This window comes from Streptomyces sp. ADI95-17, assembly GCF_003846175.1.
GTDB lineage: Bacteria > Actinomycetota > Actinomycetes > Streptomycetales > Streptomycetaceae > Streptomyces > Streptomyces sanglieri.
This window is the reverse complement of sequence record NZ_ML123045.1, coordinates 194,256-215,403: the sequence shown is the minus strand read 5'-3', so window position 1 is coordinate 215,403 and position 21,148 is coordinate 194,256. Positions and strand designations below refer to the sequence as shown.

At 72.2% G+C, this 21,148-nt stretch carries 19 protein-coding genes; 8 read left to right on the top strand and 11 right to left on the bottom strand.

Annotated features, from left to right (window positions below; all coding sequences use genetic code 11):
• Nucleotides 1-2: 2 nt before the first annotated feature.
• From EES42_RS09100 to EES42_RS09080, 5 genes are all read right to left on the bottom strand, one after another.
• Nucleotides 3-470 carry an anthrone oxygenase family protein gene (locus EES42_RS09100; protein WP_164495204.1) on the bottom strand — a complete coding sequence of 156 codons (468 nt, stop codon included), beginning with the start codon at nt 468-470 and terminating at the stop codon, nt 3-5.
• Nucleotides 471-511: 41 nt separating this feature from the next.
• The gene (locus EES42_RS09095; RefSeq protein WP_124717637.1) at nt 512-2,119 is read right to left on the bottom strand and encodes a vWA domain-containing protein; all 1,608 of its coding nucleotides are present in this window, start codon (nt 2,117-2,119) and stop codon (nt 512-514) included.
• A gap of 132 nt (nt 2,120-2,251) precedes the next feature.
• Nucleotides 2,252-3,130 carry an ABC transporter permease gene (locus EES42_RS09090; RefSeq protein WP_124717636.1) on the bottom strand — a complete coding sequence of 293 codons (879 nt, stop codon included), beginning with the start codon at nt 3,128-3,130 and terminating at the stop codon, nt 2,252-2,254.
• Nucleotides 3,127-5,787, bottom strand: a complete 2,661-nt coding sequence (locus tag EES42_RS09085; protein ID WP_124717635.1) for an alpha/beta fold hydrolase — start codon at nt 5,785-5,787, stop codon at nt 3,127-3,129. The genes EES42_RS09090 and EES42_RS09085 overlap by 4 nt, the downstream gene beginning before the upstream one ends.
• Nucleotides 5,788-5,936: 149 nt before the next feature.
• A complete protein-coding gene (locus EES42_RS09080) occupies nt 5,937-6,659 on the bottom strand; it encodes a DUF981 domain-containing protein (RefSeq protein WP_124717634.1) in 723 nt (240 codons plus the stop codon).
• A 262-nt stretch (nt 6,660-6,921) separates the two neighbouring features.
• Between EES42_RS09080 and EES42_RS09075 the strand changes: the two genes are divergently transcribed.
• The gene (locus tag EES42_RS09075; RefSeq protein ID WP_241196331.1) at nt 6,922-8,076 is read left to right on the top strand and encodes a DUF3103 family protein; all 1,155 of its coding nucleotides are present in this window, start codon (nt 6,922-6,924) and stop codon (nt 8,074-8,076) included.
• Nucleotides 8,077-8,156: 80 nt separating this feature from the next.
• On the opposite strand, the gene EES42_RS09070 is transcribed toward EES42_RS09075, so the two are convergent.
• Nucleotides 8,157-8,762 (bottom strand): DUF4291 domain-containing protein, encoded by a 606-nt coding sequence (locus EES42_RS09070; RefSeq protein WP_124717632.1) that lies wholly within the window; start codon nt 8,760-8,762, stop codon nt 8,157-8,159.
• Nucleotides 8,763-8,989: 227 nt separating this feature from the next.
• Here EES42_RS09070 and EES42_RS09065 point away from each other — a divergent pair, with 227 nt between their 5' ends.
• Together EES42_RS09065 and EES42_RS09060 are read left to right on the top strand one after the other, a co-directional pair.
• On the top strand, nt 8,990-9,709 hold the full coding sequence (locus EES42_RS09065; protein WP_124717631.1) for a VC0807 family protein: 720 nt from the start codon (nt 8,990-8,992) through the stop codon (nt 9,707-9,709).
• Between the two features lie 201 nt (nt 9,710-9,910).
• Nucleotides 9,911-10,333: a hypothetical protein gene (locus EES42_RS09060; protein ID WP_124717630.1), complete on the top strand. Its 423-nt coding sequence runs from the start codon at nt 9,911-9,913 to the stop codon at nt 10,331-10,333.
• Nucleotides 10,334-10,399: 66 nt separating this feature from the next.
• Here EES42_RS09060 and mmsA read toward each other — a convergent pair whose 3' ends face one another.
• Genes mmsA through iolC form a run of 5 tightly spaced genes read right to left on the bottom strand, consistent with a single transcriptional unit; the run spans nt 10,400 to nt 16,567 of the window.
• Complete coding sequence (gene mmsA, locus EES42_RS09055; RefSeq protein ID WP_124717629.1) at nt 10,400-11,899, bottom strand: CoA-acylating methylmalonate-semialdehyde dehydrogenase; 1,500 nt, start codon at nt 11,897-11,899, stop codon at nt 10,400-10,402.
• Nucleotides 11,900-11,911: 12 nt separating this feature from the next.
• Nucleotides 11,912-13,795: a 3D-(3,5/4)-trihydroxycyclohexane-1,2-dione acylhydrolase (decyclizing) gene (iolD, locus tag EES42_RS09050; protein ID WP_124717628.1), complete on the bottom strand. Its 1,884-nt coding sequence runs from the start codon at nt 13,793-13,795 to the stop codon at nt 11,912-11,914.
• On the bottom strand, nt 13,792-14,676 hold the full coding sequence (gene iolB / locus EES42_RS09045; RefSeq protein ID WP_124717627.1) for a 5-deoxy-glucuronate isomerase: 885 nt from the start codon (nt 14,674-14,676) through the stop codon (nt 13,792-13,794). The genes iolD and iolB overlap by 4 nt, the downstream gene beginning before the upstream one ends.
• Nucleotides 14,673-15,587 carry a Cgl0159 family (beta/alpha)8-fold protein gene (locus EES42_RS09040; RefSeq protein ID WP_124717626.1) on the bottom strand — a complete coding sequence of 305 codons (915 nt, stop codon included), beginning with the start codon at nt 15,585-15,587 and terminating at the stop codon, nt 14,673-14,675. Before EES42_RS09040 ends, iolB begins: the two co-directional genes overlap by 4 nt.
• Nucleotides 15,584-16,567 carry a 5-dehydro-2-deoxygluconokinase gene (iolC, locus tag EES42_RS09035; protein WP_124717625.1) on the bottom strand — a complete coding sequence of 328 codons (984 nt, stop codon included), beginning with the start codon at nt 16,565-16,567 and terminating at the stop codon, nt 15,584-15,586. The genes EES42_RS09040 and iolC overlap by 4 nt, the downstream gene beginning before the upstream one ends.
• A 132-nt stretch (nt 16,568-16,699) precedes the next feature.
• Between iolC and EES42_RS09030 the strand changes: the two genes are divergently transcribed.
• The 5 genes from EES42_RS09030 to EES42_RS09010 all read left to right on the top strand — a co-directional run.
• Nucleotides 16,700-17,650, top strand: coding sequence for a sugar phosphate isomerase/epimerase family protein (locus EES42_RS09030; RefSeq protein ID WP_124717624.1), 951 nt, complete (start codon nt 16,700-16,702; stop codon nt 17,648-17,650).
• A 102-nt stretch (nt 17,651-17,752) separates the two neighbouring features.
• A complete protein-coding gene (locus EES42_RS09025) occupies nt 17,753-18,181 on the top strand; it encodes a peptidoglycan-binding domain-containing protein (RefSeq protein WP_124717623.1) in 429 nt (142 codons plus the stop codon).
• A 267-nt stretch (nt 18,182-18,448) separates the two neighbouring features.
• Nucleotides 18,449-19,321, top strand: coding sequence for a PrsW family intramembrane metalloprotease (locus EES42_RS09020; RefSeq protein ID WP_241196371.1), 873 nt, complete (start codon nt 18,449-18,451; stop codon nt 19,319-19,321).
• Nucleotides 19,322-19,423: 102 nt separating this feature from the next.
• Nucleotides 19,424-19,732 carry a heavy-metal-associated domain-containing protein gene (locus EES42_RS09015; RefSeq protein ID WP_124717621.1) on the top strand — a complete coding sequence of 103 codons (309 nt, stop codon included), beginning with the start codon at nt 19,424-19,426 and terminating at the stop codon, nt 19,730-19,732.
• 118 nt (nt 19,733-19,850) lie between these two features.
• Nucleotides 19,851-21,148 (top strand): heavy metal translocating P-type ATPase (locus EES42_RS09010; protein ID WP_164495203.1); only part of this gene is annotated, 1,298 nt, incomplete at its 3' end.

Below are 21,148 nucleotides of genomic sequence, written 5' to 3'. Positions count from 1 at the left end.
GCTCAGAAGTCCGCCCCGACCGCGGCCAGCAGGGCGAACGCGGCGAGCGAGAGGACCGTCCGGATGCGGTGGAGCCTGTTCCAGGGCGACTCGAACGCCGCGCGGGCCGCGCTGTCGTCGCCGCCCTCGGACTCCGCGAGCGCCTTGTTCAGCGGGATGTTCCCGGCGATCGTGATCAGGTGGCCGCCGACCGCGCAGACCAGCGCCGCGACGGCGAGCACCCGGTCCGTGCCGCCGTCGCCGCCGAACACCACGACGGCCGGGAGGGCGATCACCCCGAGGAAGAGGGCCAGGAAGGCCGGTCCCGGCACCTTTTCGTTGAAGCGGCGCATCGCGGCCGTGAACCGTTCGTCGGGCAGGGCCGCGATGCCGGGCATGATCGCGATCAGGAACGTCAGCATGAATCCGGCGTAGAGGCCCGTCGTGATCACGGCGAGCGCCAGGAACGAGGAGGACAGGGTGGACGACATGAGGGACATCATGTCGCCGGCGGATGTCCCCCGCTCCCCGTTCAGCCCAGTTCGCCCTCCGGCGCTCCCCCGGAACCGCCGTCGCCCGAGCCGCCCCTGATCCGGTCGGCCTGTCCGATCGCGGTCGCCAGCTTCCGTACGGATTCGTCCTCGGTGGCGGACGCCAGCTTCCCCGCCCGCGAGGCGAGTTCACCGAGGGCGGGCGTGCCGGGCAGCTGTTCGCCGCGCAGTGTCCCGGCGAACCAGGCGGCGACCGCGGTCACTTGGAGGCGCTTGCTGTCGCCGCCCCACAGCGGTCCGTCGATCGCTCCCGTCGCGACCGTGCCCCTCTCCTCGTGCGGTGCCCGGGTCCTCGGGTCCAGCCAGCGCACGGTGGCCGTCGCCACGTGCCCCGAGGCGCCCGCCCTGAGCCGTACGGCGTAGAGCGCGGTCACCGTGTGGCCGGGGCCGACCTCGCCGCCGTCGACGCGGTCGTCGCGGAAGTCCTCGTCGGCGACCTTGCGGTCCTCGTACCCGATGAGTTCGAACTGCTTGACGGTCTTCGGGTCGAAGGCGACCTGGGCCTTGGCGTCGCGCGCCGTCAGTTCGAGGTGGGCGGGCAGCTGGTCGACGAAGACCTTGCGGGCCTGTTCCTCGTCGGCGATGTAGGTGGTGTGGCCGTCGCCCTTGTCGGTGAGCTGCTCCATGAACGCGTCGCCGTAGTCGCTGCCGACGCCGACCCCGAAGAGGGTGATGCCGTGGTCCCGGCGGGCTGAGCCGATGCGTTCCAGGATGGCTGCGGCGTCGGTCTCGCCGGTGTTGGCGAGGGCGTCGGAGAGCAGCACGACCCGGTTGTTGGCGCCCTCGACGTGGCCGTCGACCGCCTCGTCGTACCCGCGGCGGATGCCCGCCTCCACGTTGGTGGAGTCGGTGGGTTCCATGGAGTCGACCCGGTCGCGGATCCGGCCCCGGTGGTCCCGCAGCCGGGTCATCGGCAGCAGGGTCTCCGCCTCGTCGCTGAAGGTGACCAGGGAGACGGAGTCGTCGTCGCGGAGCTCGTCGGTGAGGATGTCCAGGGACTTCTTCACCAGGTCGAGGCGGCCCGCCTCGGCCATCGAGCCGGAGATGTCGACGACGAAGGTGAGCGCGGCGGGCGGGCGTTCGTCACGGGCGGGGGCGGCCCGGGTGGCCAGCCCCACCCGTACCAGCGACCAGTCCTCGCCCTTGTCCCCGGCGCGGGCCCCGTCGACGTTCACGGTGAAGCCGTTGCCGTCCGGGCGCCGGTAGCCCTGGCGGAAGCTGTTGACGAACTCCTCGGGCCGCACGGTCGACGGCTCCGGCAGGGCGCCGTCGGCGAGGGTGCGGCGGGCGTAGCCGTACGAGGCGGTGTCGACGTCCAGGGCGAAGGTCGACAGGTAGTCGGGGGGCGCCGACTCCCGCAGCCCGTCCCGCTTCTTCGCGCCGTCGCTCTCGGCGGCGCCGGCCGAGGCGGCGGGCCCGGGGCCCGGACGCGAGCCGCCCCGGCTGTCGGAGGTGGCCTTGGTGCCGCTCGGCGTCCCCGAGCACCCGGTGAGCAGCACCCCGCCCGCCAGCAGCACCCCGAGTGCTGCCCGCGCTCCCCGCCATGTCCGTACGTGCCGCCCTGTGTGTTTGTCCGTCCGGCGTTCCATCGCCTGCCCCCAACATCGTCGTGCCAGCACTTGTGAATGTGACGTGCGAGACGGCGCCGGGGAGCAGACGAAGACATTGCGGATGGATCTCGATGCGGCAACGGAGGCCGGGAAACCGGCGGAACGTCAAGGTCAGGACACGATGTCCTTACGACTGAACCCCCGGAAGGCGAGCGCGAACAGGATCAGGGCATAGGTCACCGAGATCGCCGCCCCCTTGGCCATGCCGCCCCATTCCAGGTCCGGCTGGAGCGCGTCCGCCCAGGCGAACTGCCAGTGCGCGGGCAGGAATTCGCGCCAGGACCCGAGCGCGGTGACGGCGTCCAGCACATTGCCGACGATGGTCAGCCCGACCGCGCCGCCGACCGCGCCGAGCGGTGCGTCGGTCTTCGTGGACAGCCAGAACGCCAGTCCGGCGGTGACCAGTTGGGACACGAAGACGAACGCGACGACGAGCGCGAGCCGGGGCACGGTCGCCGAGGCGGCGAGCGCGCCCCCGGTGGGCAGTTCGAGCGGCCCCCAACCGTACGCGGCGGCTCCCGCGGCCAGCGCGACGAGCGGCAGCAGGACCATCGCGGCCAGGCTGAAGCCGAGCGCAACGACGAGCTTGCTCCACAGCAGCCTGGCCCGTGGCACGGGTGCCGCCAGCAGATAGCGCAGCGACGACCAGCCTGCTTCGGAGGCGACGGTGTCCCCGCAGAACAGCGCGACCGGGATGACCAGCAGGAACCCGGCGGAGACGAACAGGCAGGTCGCGGCGAAGTTCGCGGCGGACGCGGTCGCGGTGTCCATCAGGGTGATCCGGTCGCTGCCGCCGCCCCGCGAGTCCGGGGTGCCGCCGATCGCGAACGCGACGATCAGGATGAACGGCAGCGCGGCCAGCACCCCGCCCATGAGCAGGGTGCGACGCCTGCGCAGCTGGCGCATCGCCTCGACGCGCAGCGGCAGGGTGTGCCGGGCCCGGTAGCCGGGGGCTGCGGCGCCCCCGGTGAGATCGACTGCGGCACTCATGCGGAGCCTCCGGAGATCAGGGTGAGGAACGCGTCCTCCAGGCGGCGGTGCGGTCCGACACCGGTCAACGGCACGTCCAGCCTGACCAGTTCGGTGATCAGCCCGGACGCGGTGGCGCCGTCGAGCCGGACCAGCAGTCCGAGTCCGTCGCCGGTGCGGACCGCCGAGCCGATCCCCGCGAGCGCGGCGACCTTCTCCACCAGCGGTTCGGGGACCTCCTGCGCGGTGGTGACGAGCAGCATGTCGCCGGAGCCGGTGATCTCGGCGACCGGGCCCGCCTGGACGAGCCGGCCGCGGTCCATGACCACGAGGTGGGTGCAGGACTGTTCGACCTCGGAGAGCAGGTGGCTGGAGACGATGACGGTCCGCCCACCGGCCGCGTAACGGATCATCACGTCACGCATCTCGCGGATCTGGGGCGGGTCCAGGCCGTTGGTCGGTTCGTCGAGGATCAGCAGGTCCGGCATGCCGAGCATGGCCTGGGCGATGGCGAGCCGCTGCCGCATGCCCTGGGAGTACGTGCGGACGGCGCGGGCCAGTGCGTCGCCGAGCCCGGCGATCTCCAGGGCCTCCTCCAGGTGCGCGTCCTCGGCGGGGCGCCCGGTGGCCTGCCAGTACAGCTCCAGGTTGGCGCGCCCGGACAGGTGCGGCAGGAAGCCGGCGCCCTCGACGAACGAGCCGACCCGGGACAGCACGGGCGCTCCCGGCCGGATGGCCTGGCCGAAGACCCGGATCTCGCCGTCGTCGGGGGTGATGAGCCCCATCAGCATCCGCAGGGTCGTGGTCTTGCCCGCGCCGTTGGGGCCGAGGAGACCGAGCACCTGGCCCTTCTCGACCCGGAAGGACAGCTCCCGCACGGCGTACCTGTCGGCGGATCCGGAGTACTTCTTCGACAGGCCGGTGATCCGCAGCGGTACGTCGGGCAGGGCCGGATCGGGTGCGGGCGTCGCGGCGCGGCGGCGGGCGGTGAGCAGCAGCAGGGCGGCGATCACCACGGCGGCGGCCGGGAGCCCCCAGATCCACCAGGGCAGGGTGGCCGGCGCGGTCTTCAGCGCTGGTGCGGTGGGGACGGTCAGCGGGCCCGTGGGGGTGACGGTGTACGTCGTCGGCTCGGCCGGTGAGGCGTAGCCGAGGTCGGTGGCGGAGAGGACGAGCCGGAGCCGGTGTCCGGCGTCGAGCCGGTGGTCGATGGCGGGCAGGGTCAGCCGGACCGGCTTGCCCTGCCGGTCCGGGGTGATCCGGAAGGGGGCGACGAGCTGGGCGGGCAGCACCTGCTGCCTGCCGTCCGGCGACACGTCGTACACCTTGCCGAACAGCACCGCGTCGCCGTGCCCGGCCTTGACGTCGACCTGGACGGCCGGCGAGCCGGTGACGCTCAGCGGCTCGTCCAGCGGGGCCGAGTCGAAGCGGGCGTACTGGCCGGGGAAGTCGATCGAGAGGCCGACGCCGAGGGAGGACAGCTGGGCGAGGCCGCCGCCGACTCCGGGTACGGCGGAGATGGCGGGCGGGTTGGCCCCGGCGGGGTTGCGGAACGTCTTCGTGCTCCCGCCGAGGGCGACGCTCTCCGTGCCGCTGCTCAGCCCCGGGTACGTATCGCTGCTCGCCCCGCGCGTGAGGGCGGCTCCGTCGGTGGAGTCGATGCCTCCGGTGCGGGTGACGCGGAAGCCCGGGCCGGTGTCGGCGCCCTTGTCGTCCTTCAGGTACCGGTCGAACCAGTCGCCGATCCGCCGCTGGACCCGGTCGGTCTCCCGGTCGCCGCCGTCGTGTCCGCCGGCGATCCAGTCGACGGCGACCGGTGCGCCGTTGCCGCTGACGGCCCTGGCCATGGCGTCGGCCTGGCCGAGCGGGAAGAGGGAGTCGGACTGGCCCTGCACGATGAGCGCGGGCACCTTGATCCGGTCGGCGACGGCGCTCGGTGAACGCTCGGTGAGCAGGGCGCGCGCCGCGGTGTCGGGCCTACCGCTGACGGCGACGCGTTCGTACATCTCGCAGAGCCGCTTCTCGAACTTCTGGCAGCCGCCGCCGGTGGTGACGAAGATCCCGGCCCAGAGCTTCTTGAAGACCCCGTCTGGGAACAGCGCGTCGGCGAGGTTCCAGTAGGTGATCTGCGGGGCGATGGCGTCGACCCGCTTGTCGTACCCGGCGGCGAGGAGGGATACGGCTCCACCGTAGGAGGCGCCGGTGATCCCGACGCGGGGGTCGCCCTTCGCGTCGAGTTCCACCTCGGGCCGGTCCGCGAGCCAGTCGATCAGCCGGGACACGTCCGCGACCTCGCGGTCGGGGGCGTTGAGCGAGATGTCCCCGCCCGACTTCCCGAACCCGCGGGCGGACCAGGTCAGCACGGCGTACCCGGAGCGGGCCAACTGCTCGGCCTGCGCCCGCACATCGTCCTTGCTGCCGCCGAAGCCGTGCCCGATGAGCACGGCGGGCCGGCGCCCGGTGGAGCCGGCGGTGAAGTACGAGGTGTCGACGGACACCCCGTCGGCCTTCATCATCCGGTCCTGGCGGTGCACGGCGGGCCCGCTGTCGTCGGCCGCGGCGTTCCAGGTGCCGGCACCGGCCACCACGGCGAGCGCCGCGAGCCCCGCGATCCACCGGCCGCGTCCGCGGGGCACCGGCCACCGCCACCTGGGCCTGCTCGCTTCGGGAGTCTCCATGGTGCGACTTTAAGCGGGCTGTCGCCGCGTGCGGCCAGCCACCAGGGGGAGGTCTCCGGCCTCCTTGCGGCGTACGCGATGGGCGCCCGTACTCCATGCGCGGTATGCCGGGGCGTTGGTGTGCGAACGGCCGCCGGACGCCGGGTGGTTCACATGGTGTTGACGATGAGGCCGATGTGGGTGAAGTAGTTGAGCCCGCCGAAGATCAGGAACGCCAGACCCGCCAGCCCCCAGACGACACCGGTCACCGGGGCCAGCCGGCTCGACGGCCGACGCAGCACGAACGGGAACAGCAGGGCGCCGATGCCCACCAGGACGTACAGCCCGGACATGAAGCTCGCCTCCAGGATCGGCCACCGTGCGAACTCCCCGGAGATGGGCTCCTCGGGCGGTGCGGCGAAGAGGGTGTACTTCCAGCCCGCGGCGGCGATGCCGAAGCAGGCGAGCCCGAGCCCGAACACGAAGACGGAGATGGGCATGGCGACGCGGGCCGACCGGTCGATGCGGTCCGCGCTGTTGAGTTCGGCTCCGCGTTTCCAGAGGTAGAAGGCTGCGGCGAAGAGGAAGACGCCGAAGGCGAGCGCCGGTTCGCCGAAGATGATGTTGTCGAACGGGAAGCCCTGTCCGGCGAGTGGCCAGGTCAGGGTCATGTGGAGGCCCGTGGTGACCAGGGTGAAGCCGAGGGCCCCGAAGGCGAGGACCCACCCTTCGGGGCTGATGGCGCGTCCGGGCGTGAGGAGCTGTCGCCCGAGCGCCACCACGAGCAGCAGCCCCGCGCCGGCGGCCACCGACATGATCGTGTTGTACGTCGGCATCCTGGCCCAGTCGATCTTCAGGCCGGATGCCGCCAGGGGGATGACATGGTGGATCATCCCGGGAGCGTATCGATGGTTATGCGCCTGATGCGGCATTTATTCACTTGCCCGGGTCGCGGGTGCGCGTGAGCCTCCACCCCTTCGAGCCGCCCGTCACGCATCGGCGATGCCCGAGCCGAACCCATGCGGTCTTGTCATGAACACCCGGTCGCGCTCTACTCGCATAGACCGATGCGACCGCCCCCTCCACCACTCGCCGGATGCCGGTGGTCGCTTCGACGCCCCCGCAGTTCTCCGACTCCCGGCAGGAGAGATCCCCTTGAGTACTTCCACACCGCTGCGCACGGCACTGATCGGTGTCGCCCTGGCCGCGACCGCCCTGGTCCCGCTCCAGGGCACCGCGCTGGCAGCACCGTCCGGAACGGGCACGGCGGCCACCACCGCCTCCGCCTCCTCCTCGGTCTCCGGAATCGAGGACGCCACCGCGCTCGCGCTCGCCCGCTCCCTGGCCGATCCGGACTGGAGCAGAGAGGTCCGCAGAGCCGCCCTGGCCGCGGATTCGGTCGGCCTGGGCACACTGGCCGACGACGCCACCGCCTCGACCGGCCGGAAGCTCGCCGCCCGGATCACCGCGGCCGACCGGGGCGTCGCCGCCGCCAAGGGCCTGGGCCGCGGCGCGGGTTCGCTGCTGCGGCTCGGCCTGGCGGACGCGTCGATGAAGGGCCGGCTCGCCTCGGGCGCGGCTCCTCTGGTGGCGGCCGCTCCGTCCGACGACGACGGCGCCGCGACGTTCACCGCGTACGACAGCCGGGGCGCGGCCCATGAGCTGCCCCTGGACAGCGCCACGGACCGGCCGGTCTACCTCGTCGACATCGATGGCGCGAAGGCCGTCGCCGAGGGGCTGAAGGTCATCGACAAGACCCTGGAGTCCAAGGGCCTCGGCCTCCCCGCACCGTCCGCCGGAGCCGGCCTGTCCGCGGCGTCGGGCATCGACACCACCCGGATCGACTCGGTGCGGCTCGGCGACGTCGAGGAACCGTTCTTCAAGGGCGACGCCGAGATCTTCACCCTCGTCACGGGCTTCGGCAAGGACGGCAAACCGCGCGTCGACACCGTCGAGATGCCCTATCTGAACAAGGAGGACACGACCTACTACCCGGGCCAGGTCCTGGTGAACTGGTCCGACTACAAGTACGACATGGCCGACGCGGTCATGATGGAGGACGACGGGGACACCGACTACCAGGCCCTGGCCAAGGCGATCGCCGCGGTCCTGCTCACCATCACCGACCAGGGCGCCTACATCCCGCTGGTCGACGCGCTGCTCAACGCCATTCCCACCAACTGGTGGACCGACGACCCGGACTACGTCGAGTCCTGGTACACCCTCGCCAGGAGCAGCAGCGGCCAGCGCAACGGCGCCGCGGGCAACGGCTGGATGACCGTCTCGCCGTACCACGTGCCGGAGCTCTGACCGGCCGCGCCATCGCACGTCATCACGCACCATCACGCACCGGAGCATGCGCGGAGCGCGGTGCCGCGCAAGCTCCGGTGTCAGGCCGCCGCCCGGGCCGGGAGCGGGACGCCGCCGAGCGGGTACGGGGTCTCCTCGGGCAGGAGCGCCGCCGCGTCGTCGAGCCGTCCGGCACGCACCAGTCGATGGACCTGCCGGGCGAGCGGGGTGACGTCGCCGATGGAGACCGTCCATTCGTCCGCGTACCGCCGTGACGCCTCGCCGGTCAGCCCGAGCTGGAGGGAGCGGTACGGCAGCCGGTCCAGACGCAGGTCGCGCTCGGGGTCCCACTGGACGCGGGCCGGGGCGCTGCGCAGCTCCCGCTGCCAGGTGGCGCGGTCCGGGTGGACTCCCCTGACGTAGTGCGAGAGTTCGGCGTGCTCCAGGGCCCAGTCGAAGCCCTCGCGGGTGATCTCGACGGCCAGCACGGTCTCCTGACCCTCCTTCAGCGCCCAGCCGCAGCGGTACATCATCCACAGAAAACTCGGCTTGATCCATGTCATGCGATCGCGCTTCCAGGCCTCGGGGAAGCGCCCGTCACGGACGGCGGGCACGCCGATCAAGGGGGAGTACGCCTGGTAGACGGTGACGGTGGTGTCCGTGTGCTGGGCGCGGATCTCGTACTGCGGCCTGGTCGGAGCGGTCATGGCCCCATCAGAACACCGGCCCGGCGGGCGCGGCGAACGGTTTACGGCGTACCGGAGTCCGGGGCTCCGCAGGGTGGTGGGCGGACCTGTCATCCGCGGCGGCTGACATTCGTCATACGGAGTCCGGTACACGCGGCTCTGCCGGGCACCGGGCCCCGGCGGCCAGTCTGTACGTATCGAGAGCGGGGCCGGACAGGCACCGCCGATACGCGGGAGAGGAACCCCTCATGACCAGCCCGGCCGCCACCGTCACCGCCCCGGTCGCAGATGCTCCGGCCGCCACCGCCCCGCGCAATGCCCTGCTGGACAGCCTGATGCCGCTGCTGGTGGATGTGGGGGTGCCGCTCGCCTCGTACTACGCGCTGAAGGCGGCGGGCCTGGGCACCTTCGCCGCGCTGGCCTGGAGCAGTGTGCTGCCGGCCGTGCGCACCGTGTGGGGCGTGGTGCGCAGGCGCCGGCTCAACGGGCTGGCGGCGCTGATCGTGACGGTCAACGTGGTGAGCCTGCTGACCGGTCTGGTGGTCGGGGACCCGCGGCTGATGCTCGCCAAGGACAGCGGGGTGAGCAGCATCATCGGGCTGGTGATCCTGGTGACCGCGCTGAAGGGGCAGCCGATGATGACCGCGGGGGTGCGGCCCTGGCTGGTGAAGGGCGACGCGGCCAAGGACGCCGCCTGGCAGCGGCTCGCGGCGGGGTCGGCGGCGTTCCGGCGGGCGGAGATCCGGTTCTCGGCGGTGTGGGGTGCGGCGCTGCTGGGCGAGTGCGTGCTGCGGGCCGTGGGCGCGTACACGCTGCCGGTGGAGACGATGGTGTGGCTCGGCACGGTGGTCATGGTGGCGACGCTGGTGTTCGCGTTCCTGCTCTCGGGCCGGGTGGGCGCGGTCCCGATGGAGCGGATGATCGCCGAGGAGGCCGGTGCCGGGAAGACGGCGGACACCGCCCGCTGACGGTCCGGGCCCGGCGAATGGGCCTGTGGGAGAGCCGCGAACGGCTCCCCCACAGGCCCTTTTCGCATCTCTTCGGGGCTCCGGCGATTACCTGGGAGGTAATTGAGCGGCCCCTCTCCCGTCCCTACCGTTCCCGTACGGGCCGGCCGGCGGCTCTCCGCCGCCGCCCGCGCGACCGCACGACAACGGAAGGAAGACCCCATGATGTCGTCCCACGACACGGGTACGGTCACGGCGCCGGACGCCGCCCGTTCCGACGGCCTGCTCCGGTTCGCCCTGCTGGCGGACGTGGTCCTCACCGGCGCCAACGGCATCGGCTATCTGGTGCTCGCCACGGTCCTGGACTCGTTCCTCGGCGTGGACCGCTCGGTGCTCTACCCGGTGGGGGTGTTCCTCACGGGGTACGCCCTGTGGCTGCTGACCGTCGCCCGCCGGGAGGACATCGGCCGCGGCGCGGTCGCCGTCGTCATCGCCCTGAACACGGCGTGGGCGGTGGCCGGTGTGGCGGCCGTGGCCGTGGACACGCTGACCGCCACGGGTGCGGGCAACGTGTGGATCGTGTTCCAGGCCCTGACGGTGGGGGCGATGGCCGCGCTCCAGTACGCGGGCCTGCGGCGGCTGTGAGACGTACGACGACGGCCCGTACGGATGCGGGGGACATCCGTACGGGCCGTCGGGCCGGGCAGTTGGTCAGTGGTTGCGGGGGAAGCCCAGGTCGACACCGGCCGGGGCGTCGGACGGGTCCGGCCAGCGGGTGGTGACGACCTTGCCGCGGGTGTAGAAGTGCACGCCGTCGTTGCCGTAGATGTGGTGGTCGCCGAAGAGCGAGTCCTTCCAGCCCCCGAAGGAGTGGTAGCCCACCGGCACCGGGATCGGCACGTTGACGCCGACCATGCCGGCCTCGATCTCCAGCTGGAAGCGGCGGGCGGCGCCGCCGTCGCGGGTGAAGATCGCCGTGCCGTTGCCGAACGGCGAGGCGTTCATGAGGGCGACGCCCTCCTCGTACGTCTCGGTGCGCAGCACGCACAGGACCGGGCCGAAGATCTCGTCCTTGTACGCGTCCGAGTCGGTGGACACGTTGTCGAGGAGGGAGAGGCCGATCCAGTGGCCGTCCTCGAAGCCCTCGACGGTGAAGCCGGTGCCGTCCAGGACGACGTCGGCGCCCTGCGCGGCGGCGCCCGTGACGTAGGAGGCGACCTTGTCGCGGTGGGCGGCGGTGATCAGCGGGCCCATCTCGGACGCCTCGTCGTTGCCGGGGCCGATCTTGATCTTCTCGGCGCGCTCCTTGATCTTCGCGACGAGCTCGTCGGCGATGGAGCCGACGGCGACGACCGCGGAGATGGCCATGCAGCGCTCACCGGCGGAGCCGTACGCGGCGGAGACGGCGGCGTCGGCCGCGGCGTCGAGGTCCGCGTCGGGCAGCACCAGCATGTGGTTCTTCGCGCCGCCGAGCGCCTGGACGCGCTTGCCGTTGGCGGAGGCGGTGGCGTGGATGTACCGGGCGATCGGGGTGGAGCCCACGAAGGAGACCGCGGCGACGTCCGGGTGGTTCAGCAGCCCGTCGACGGCGACCTTGTCACCGTGCAGGACGTTCAGCACGCCGTCCGGCAGGCCGGCCTCGGCGGCCAGCTCGGCCAGCAGGTTCGCGGCCGAGGGGTCCTTCTCGCTGGGCTTGAGGACGAAGGTGTTGCCGCAGGCGATGGCGAGCGGGAACATCCACATCGGCACCATGGCCGGGAAGTTGAACGGGGTGATGCCGGCGACGACGCCGAGCGACTGGCGGATCGAGGAGACGTCGACCCGGCTGGAGACCTGGGTGGACAGCTCGCCCTTGAGCTGGGTGGTGATGCCGCAGGCCAGCTCGACGATCTCCAGGCCGCGGGCGACCTCGCCCAGCGCGTCCGAGTGCACCTTGCCGTGCTCGGCGGTGATCAGCGCGGCGATCTCGTCGCGGTGGGCGTCGAGCAGCGCCCGGTAGCGGAACAGCACCGCGGTGCGGGCGGCCAGCGAGGACGTGCCCCAGGTGGCGTAGGCGTCCTTGGCGGCGGCGACCGCGGCGTCGACCTCTTCGAGGGAGGCGAGCGCGACCTGGGTGGTGACGGCGCCGGTGGCCGGGTCGGTGACCGGGCCGTAGTTGCCCGACGCGCCCTCGACGGTCTTGCCACCGATCCAGTGGTTGACGGTCTTCATGACAAAACTCCTTCAGAGGTGGGGGCGTCGGTCGGCGACGTGACGTTCGTACACTTCCCGGGCTTTCACAGCCGGCGGCCGGGTGGCCGTTTCGGCTACGGGAACATCCCACCACGCCTGCGCCGGAGGGGGGCCCGACACAGTGTCTGCCGTTTCGGTCTCGACGTAGACACAAGTGGGACGGTCCGCACCGCGCGCCTCGGCGAGGGCTTCGCGCAGGTCACGCACCGTCCTGGCGCGCAGCACCCGCATGCCGAGCGAGCCGGCGTTGGCGGCGAGATCGACGGGCAGTGGCGGGCCGGTGAACAGGCCGTCCGCCCCTCGGTGCCGGTAGGCGGTGCCGAGGCGCTCGGCGCCGACCTGCTCGGACAGGCCGCCGATGGAGGCGTAGCCGTGGTTCTGGAGGACGACCAGCTTGACCGGGAGTTCCAGCTGGACGGCGGTGACGATCTCGGTGGGGTTCATCAGATACGTGCCGTCGCCGACCAGCGCCCAGACGGGACGGCCGGGGGCGGCGAGCTGGACCCCGATCGCGGCCGGGATCTCGTAGCCCATGCAGGAGTAGCCGTACTCCACGTGGTACTGCTGCGGGGAGCGGGCCCGCCAGAGCTTGTGCAGGTCGCCGGGGAGCGAACCGGCCGCGTTGATCAGGATGTCGTCCTCGGTGACCAGGGCGTCCAGGAGGCCGAGGACCTGGGCCTGGGTGGGCCGGGCGTGCGGGTCCGGGGCGGTGAACGCGTCGGTGACGCGCCGCTCCCACTTCTCCTTGGCGTCGGTGTACTCCGTCTCGTAGGCGGGGTCGACGCGGTGGTTGCGGGCGGCGAGCGCGACGGTGAGGGCTTCGAGGGCGGCGCGGGCGTCGGCGACGAGCGGGAGGGCACCGAGCTTGTGGGCGTCGAAGCCGGTGATGTTGATGTTGAGGAAGCGGACCGCCGGGTCGGCGAAGAGCGTGCCGGAGGCGGTGGTGAAGTCGGAGTAGCGGGTGCCGATGCCGATGACCAGGTCGGCGGTGCGGGCCAGCTCGTCGGCGGTCGCGGTGCCGGTGTGGCCGATGCCGCCGACGTCGGCGGGGTGGTCGTGGCGCAGCGAGCCCTTGCCGGCCTGGGTGGTGGCGACGGGGATGCGGGTGGCGGCGGCGAACGCGGCGAGGGTCTCCTCGGCGGCGCCGTGGTGGACCCCGCCGCCCGCCACGATCAGCGGTCTGCGGGCGCCCCGCACCGCCCGTACCGCCCGGTCGAGTTCGTACGGATCGGGGGCGGGGCGGCGTACGTACCAGACGCGCTCGGCGAAGAACTCCTCCGGCCAGTCGTACGCCTGGACCTGCACGTCCTGGGGCAGCGCCAGTGTCACGGCGCCGGTCTCCGCCGGGTCGGTCAGGGTCCGCATCGCCTGGAGGGCGGCCGGGACCAGGGCCTCGGGGCGGGTGATCCGGTCGAAGTAGCGGGAGACGGGGCGCAGGCAGTCGTTGACGGAGACGTCACCCGCGAAGGGGACTTCGAGCTGCTGGAGCACGGGGTCTGCGGGCCGGGTCGCGAAGGTGTCCCCGGGCAGCAGGAGGACCGGGAGGTGGTTGACGGTGGCGAGGGCGGCGCCGGTGACGAGGTTGGTGGCGCCGGGGCCGATGGAGGTGGTGACGGCCTGCGCGGAGAGCCGGCCCGACTGGCGGGCGTAGCCGACGGCGGCGTGCACCATGGCCTGTTCGTTGCGGCCCTGGAGGTAGGGCATCGCGCGGCCCGACTCGACGAGCGCCTGGCCGATGCCGGCGACGTTGCCGTGGCCGAAGATGCCCCAGGTGGCGCTGATCAGGCGCTGCCGGCGGCCGTCGCGCTCGGTGTACTGGCGGGACAGGAAGGACATCAGGGCCTGTGCGGTGGTGAGGCGGCGGGTACTGCTCATGGGCGCGGCTCCGTCCCGTGGAAGGGGAGTCTGGGGTCCACCGGCTGCGCGGGCCAGGTGTCGCGGATCCAGCCGTGGTCCGGGTGGTCGCTGATCAGCCACTCCCGCTGCTCCCCCGGGCCCGCCATCACGTTGAGGTAGTAGAGGGTGCGGCCGGGCGGGGCGATGGACGGGCCGTGCCAGCCGTCGGGGATCAGGACCGCGTCGCCGCTGCGGACCTCGGCGAGGACGTCCGTGCCGCCGGGCCGGGACGGGGACACCCGGTGGTAGCCGAGGCCGTCGTGCTCCACCTCGAAGTAGTAGATCTCCTCCAGCACGGATTCGGCGCCGGGGCGGTGCTCGTCGTGTTTGTGGGGCGGGTAGGACGACCAGTTGCCGCCGGGGGTGAGGACCTCGACGGCGATCAGCCGGTCGCACTCGAAGGTGTCGGCGGCGGCGAAGTTGTTGACCTGGCGGGAGCAGTTCCCGGAGCCGCGCAGTTCGACGGGTACCTCCGGCGCGGGGCCGTAGCGAGCGGGGAGTCGTCGCTCGCACTTCGCTCCTGCCAGGGCGAAGCGGCCTCCTGCGCCGGAGGCGATCTGTGCATGGGCGTCACGCGGTACGTACGCGAAGTCGGATACCCCGCTGAACACGCTTTCCCGGCCCAGCAGTTCAAAGATCTCACCTGAGGAGTGCACCGTACAGCCACCGGTCAACGGGAGAACGATCCACTCGCTCCCGCCGGTGACGAGCGTGTGGACTCCGCCGGGGGCGAGTTCCAGGACCCGCAGGCTCGACCGGTCCCAGCCGGCCCGCTCCGGGCCGATGTCCAGGGTGTACGAACCGTTCGCCGTGCTCCCGGCCTTCAGGTGGTAGCGCGACCGGTCGTCGTCCGCCGTCATGCCTTCGGCTCCGCATCTCTCGGTTCCAGCAGTGAAACGGCCGTGTCGACGGCCGCGGTCACCTCTCCGTCGGCGGGGTAGAGCAGCGAACGCCCCACCACGAGCCCCTGGACGGTGGGCAGTCGCAGCGCCGTGCGCCATTTCTCGAACGCCCCGTCCAGGTCGTCGCCCACCTCCCCGCCCAGCAGCACCGCGGGCAGCGTCGACGCCTCCATCACCCGGGCCATGTCGTCGGGGTTCTCGGTGACGGGGACCTTGAGCCAGGTGTACGCGGACGTCCCGGCCAGCCCGGACGCGATGGCGATCGAGGTGGTGACCGCCTCGGCGCCGAGGTCGTTGTGGACGTGGCCGCCGGTGCGGCGGCAGAGGAAGGGCTCGACGAAGACCGGCAGCCGGTGCGCGGCCATGGCGTCGATGGCGCGGGCGGTGGCGTGCATGGTGTCGAGCGAGCCGGGGTCGTCGTAGTCGATCCGGAGCAGCAGTTTGCCCGCGTCGAAGCGGAGCCGGACGAGGTCCTCGGGGCGGTGGCCGGTGAACCGGTCGTCGAGTTCGAAGGCCGCGCCCGCGAGTCCGCCGCGGTTCATCGAGCCGATGACGACCTTGTCCTCCAACGCGCCGAGGAGCAGCAGGTCGTCGAGGATGTCGGCGGTGGCGAGCACTCCGTCGACGCCGGGGCGGGAGAGGGCCAGCCGGAGCCGTTCCAGCAGCTCGAAGCGGTTGGCCATGGCCAGTGCGCGGTCGCCGACGGAGAGCGAGCCGCGGGCCGGATGGTCGGCCGCGATGATCATCAGCCGTCCGCCGCTGCCGACCAGGGGGCGTCTGCGGCGTCGCGCGGCGGCTTCGGCGACGGCCTCGGGATGGCGCATGCGCAGTTGGACGAGCTCGGAGACGGAGGAGGCCGGGGGTGTCATGGGGTGGCTCCGGTGGGGCGGGAGGTGACGGCGCCTTCGGTCAGGGCCGCTTCGACCTCGTACGGGAACGGCATGGCCGACGAGCAGGCGAGCCGGGAGGCGACGATGGCCCCGGCGGCGTTGGCGTACCGCATGACTCGCGTGATCTCCCAGCCCGCGAGGAGCCCGTGGCAGAGCGCCCCGCCGAAGGCGTCACCGGCGCCGAGGCCGTTGACCACCTCGACGGGCAGTGGCGGCACCTCGGCCACCGTGCCGTCGCGGTGGACGGCGAGCACACCCCCGGGGCCCTGCTTGACGACGGCGAGTTCGACGCCCGCGCCGATCAGGGCGCGGGCAGCCGCGTGCGGTTCGCGCTCGCCGGTCGCGATCTCGCACTCGTCGAGGTTGCCGACGGCGACGGTGGCGAGGGCGAGGGCCTCGCGGTAGCGGGCTTCGGGGTGGTCCTCCTGGATGTTCCAGAACATCGGGCGCCAGTCGAGGTCGAAGACGGTGGTGCCGCAGCGGTCGCGGGCGCGCAGCGCGGCGAGGGTCGCGGTCCGGCTCGGTTCGGCGCACAGCCCGGTGCCGGTCATCCAGAAGACCCGGGCGGTGCGGACCGCCGCGAGGTCCAGCTCCGAGGCGTGGATCTCCAGATCGGGGGCCTTGGGCTGCCGGTAGAAGTAGAGGGGGAAGTCGTCGGGCGGGAAGATCTCGCAGAAGGTGACCGGTGTCGGATACGCGTCCACGGGCGTCACCCACCGGTCGTCCACCCCGAACTCCCGCAGCTGGTGGTGGAGATACTCCCCGAAGGCGTCCCGGCCGGTGCGCGTCACCACCGCCGTCCGCCGGCCGAGCCGGGCCGCCGCGACGGCGACATTGGACGGTGAGCCGCCGAGGAACTTCCCGAAGCTTTCGACCCGGGCCAGTGGCAGACCGGTCTGCAGCGGGTAGAGATCCACACCGATGCGGCCCATGGTGATGACGTCGTACCGCTCAGGCATGACCATCCCTTCGACCGCCGTCCGGGGTGACTGCCCCCAGGTCTAACCCTCCCCCGGAACGCTGTCAATGCTTTGTCCGGACATACGGACGAATGATTGACACTCGCCGCCCCGGCCGGAACCCTGGACGGCATGACCTCCTCCGCAGGGGCCCCGGCCCGTATCCGTATCGGTTCGGCACCCGACTCGTGGGGGGTGTGGTTCCCCGACGATCCGCTCCAAGTGCCCTGGCGGCGCTTCCTCGACGAGGTCTCCGCGGCGGGTTACGAGTGGATCGAGCTGGGCCCGTACGGCTACCTCCCGACCGACCCGGTCCGCCTCGCCGACGAGACCCGCCGTCGGGGGCTCTCGGTCTCGGCCGGGACCGTCTTCACCGGATTGCACCACGGGCCGGGCGTCTGGGACCGGACCTGGGCGCATGTCGCCGACATCGCGGCACTCACCCGGGCGATGGGTGCCGGGCATCTGGTGGTCATCCCGTCGTTCTGGCGCGACGACCGGACGGGCGAGGTGCTGGAGGACCGCGGTCTCACCGCGCAGCAGTGGCGCGATCTCACCACTCAGACGGAGCGGCTGGGCCGCGAGGTGCTGGACCGCTTCGGGCTGCGCATCGTCGTCCATCCGCATGCCGACACCCACATCGACACCGAGGAGAACGTCGCCCGCTTCCTCGACGCCACCAATCCGGACCTCGTCTCGCTCTGCCTCGACACCGGGCACTACGCCTACTGCGGCGGCGACAGCGTCAAGCTGATCGAGACCTACGGCGAACGGATCGGCTATCTGCACCTCAAGCAGGTCGACCCGGAGATCCTGGCCCGGGTGGTGGCGGACGAGGTGCCGTTCGGCCCGGCCGTGGCACGTGGCGTGATGTGCGAACCGCCGGGCGGGGTGCCCGCGCTGGAGCCCGTGCTGGCGGCCGCCCGCGGGCTGGACGTCGATCTGTTCGCCGTCGTCGAGCAGGACATGTACCCGTGCCCGCCCGACAAGCCGTTCCCGATCGCCCGCCGCACCCGGGACTTCCTCCGCTCCTGCGGCGGTCCGGGGCGGGGGCCGGACACGCCGAGCGGTGCGGGGACGTGACGTAGCGGCGGTGTGCGGTGTTGTCCCCCGTGAGAGGCCGGGGCGCGGCCCCGGTCGCGCCCCGCCGCCGTACGCCACACCACCGCACAAGGAGCAGTTGCCATGATCCTCCGAAAGTTGCTGCCGCCCCTCGGGACGGCCACCGCCCCGGCGCTGACCGCGGCCGCCCTGGCCACGGTCGCCCTGGTCGCCGCCCTCGCCCCGGCGCCGGGAGCCTCGGCCGACGACACGGGCAACCCGGCACCGCCGCCCGGCTCCAGCCCGGTCTGCGCCTTCTACGACGGCGACCGGCCGACCGCCTTCGGCGAGCAGGGCGAGCAGGTCTCCCAGGCGCAGTGCCTGCTGGCCAACCGTCACTATCTGCGGTGGTCCGCGGTCGACGGGACGTTCGGGGCCGAGACGCTGGTCGCCGTGCAGCGCTTCCAGGCGGACCACCCGCCGCTGGTGCCGGACGGCCGGGTCGACGGGGCCACCTGGTCGGCGCTCTGGCACGCGGGACCGAACCGTGTGACCCCGCTGCCCTTCCCGTAACGCGCTCCTCTCCCCCGGCCCCGTACGGGGCGAGCACCCTGTACGGGGCACCCCTCGCCCGAATGCCGCAACACGCCACACCCCATAGGATTCGGACAAATTAGGAGATATGTACGAAACGTAGAGGGAGTCCGCGTGAACTGGCACAGCGATCCCGGCAGCCCGTCCCCCACTGCCCCGTCCGCCCGGCAGTCACCGTCCACTTCATCGGACCCCCAGTCCCCGCCGGCCCCACCGCAGCCGCGTCCGGGACTCTGGAAGCGGTGCCTGTGGGGCGGCATCGCCCTCTGGCTGCTGACCGCGGTCGTCACGTACACCACCCGGAACACCACCCTGCTGCCGACCCTCATCCTGCTCGGCAGCTTCCTGGTCCCGGCCGTCTTCGTGCTGTGGGCGTACGAGCGGCACGGCCGTGATCTCGGCGCGAGCCTCATCCCCGGCTGCTTCCTGACGGGCGGGATCCTGGGTGTGCTCGGCGCCTCCGTCATGGAGTCCTACCTGCTGCACCCGTCCCTCTGGATGTTCCTGGGCGTCGGCCTGATCGAGGAGGCCGTGAAGCTCCTGGCCCTGATGTTCGTGCTCCGCCGCCACCCCGGCGTCCACGGCATGCGGGCCGGGCTGGTACTCGGCGCGACGGTCGGATTCGGGTTCGCCGCCTTCGAGAGCGCGGGCTACGCCTTCAACGCCGCCGTCACCATGAAGGGCATCGACCTGCGCGCACTGCTGGAGACCGAGGTGCTGCGCGGGGTGCTCGCGCCGTTCGGACACGGACTCTGGACCGCGATCACCGGTGGCGTACTGCTCTCGTTCCGGAAGCCGAACGGGCGGTTCCGCCTCGCCGCGCCCGTGATCGGCACGTATCTCGGAGTCGCCGTGCTGCACTCACTCTGGGACTCGATGCACGGCATCGCGATCTGGCTGGTGGCCAGGGTCACCGACACGGGCCTGAGCCGTGCGCTCTTCGCGCAGGGATACATCCCGGCCCCCACCGACGAGCAGCAGCACCTGTTCACCGTCTTCTCGATCGGCGGCATGGTCGTGATCACGCTCGTCGCGCTGGCCTGGCTGCGGTCACTGGCACGCGGCGCGCGGAACGCCGGAGCGGACGGACGGCCGGACGCTCGCATTCATACCCCCTAGGGGTATAGTGTGAGCGTGTCGGGGCGCACCGGGCTCCCGGGGTTCCCGACGCACCGACTTCTGTACTCGTCACCCTTTGTGCTCGTCGAAGAGGAGAACACCATGACCGCCGAGACCCAGCTCCCCCAGGCCACCGGCTCCTGCTGCTCGCCCAGCGGCTCCTGCCACGACGGCGCGGACGCCGGCGCCCAGGAGGGCGGGGTGACCACCGTCTACCAGGTGTCCGGCATGACCTGTGGACACTGCGAGGGCGCCATCTCCGAGGAGGTCTCCGGCATCGAGGGTGTCACCTCGGTGAAGGCCGTGGCCTCCACCGGCCGGGTGACCGTCATCTCGGCGGCCCCGCTGTCCGACGACGCCGTGCGCGCCGCCGTCGACGAGGCGGGCTACGAGCTCGTCGGCCGGGCCTGAACACCGTCGGCGACACCCGATACACCGGGCGCACCCGCGCCCCCTCTGTGCCGCCGGGCCGGACCTGCCAGCAGATACTGGTGGAGTACGGCCCGGTCGGCATTTCAGGAGTTCGGACATGCACAGCACAGCGGAGGCCGAGGCCCGGACGGCGGAGGACTCGACCGCCGAGCTCACGATCGGCGGGATGACCTGCGCCTCCTGTGCGGCCCGCGTCGAGAAGAAGCTCAACCGGATGGACGGCGTCACCGCCACCGTCAATTACGCGACCGAGAAGGCCAAGGTCGCCTTCGGGCCGGGGACCGGCCTCGCGGATCTGATCGCCACGGTCGAGAAGACCGGCTACACCGCGCAGCCGGTGCGCCGCCCCGAACCGCCCGCGCCCACCCCGTCACCGCCACAGCCACCGGCGACCGCGACGGCCGGAGCCCGTACCGACGCCGACGACCGGGCCGCGCACCGCGCCGACGCCGGCACCGACGCCGATACGAGCACCGGCACCGGTGCCGACACCGGCGCTCTCGAACAGCCCGACGCCGACCCGGCTCTCGCCTCGCTGCGGCAGCGGCTGATCGTCTCGGCCCTCCTCGCCGCCCCCGTCGTCCTGCTCGCGATGGTCCCGGCCCTCCAGTTCGACAACTGGCAGTGGCTCTCGCTCACCCTCGCCGCTCCCGTCGTCGTCTGGGGCGGGCTGCCCTTCCACCGCGCGACCTGGACCAACCTCCGGCACGGCGCGGCCACCATGGACACCCTGGTCTCGATCGGCACCCTCGCCGCCTTCGGCTGGTCCCTGTGGGCGCTCTTCCTCGGCGACGCGGGCATGACCGGGATGCGGCACGGCTTCGACTTCACCGTCTCGCGCGACGGTGCCTCCTCGACCATCTATCTGGAGGTCGCGGCCGGGGTCGTCACCTTCATCCTGCTGGGCCGCTATCTGGAGACGAGGTCCAAGCGGAAGGCCGGTTCCGCCCTGCGTGCGCTGATGCACCTGGGCGCCAGGGACGTCTCCGTACTCCGGGACGGTACGGAGGTGCGCGTCCCCGTCGCCCTGCTCGCCGTCGGCGACCGCTTCGTGGTCCGCCCCGGCGAGAAGATCGCCACCGACGGCACCGTCGTCGAGGGCGCCTCGGCCGTGGACGCGTCGATGCTGACCGGTGAGTCCGTGCCCGTGGAGGCCGGCGTCGGCGACCCCGTCACCGGGGCCACCGTCAACACCTCCGGCCGGCTCGTCGTCGAGGCCACCCGGATCGGCGCCGACACCCAGCTCGCCAGGATGGCGAAGCTCGTCGAGGACGCCCAGAACGGCAAGGCCGAGGTGCAGCGCCTCGCCGACCGGATCTCCGCCGTCTTCGTACCCGTGGTGCTGCTGATCGCGCTCGTCACCCTGATCGCGTGGCTGCTCGTCACGGACGACGC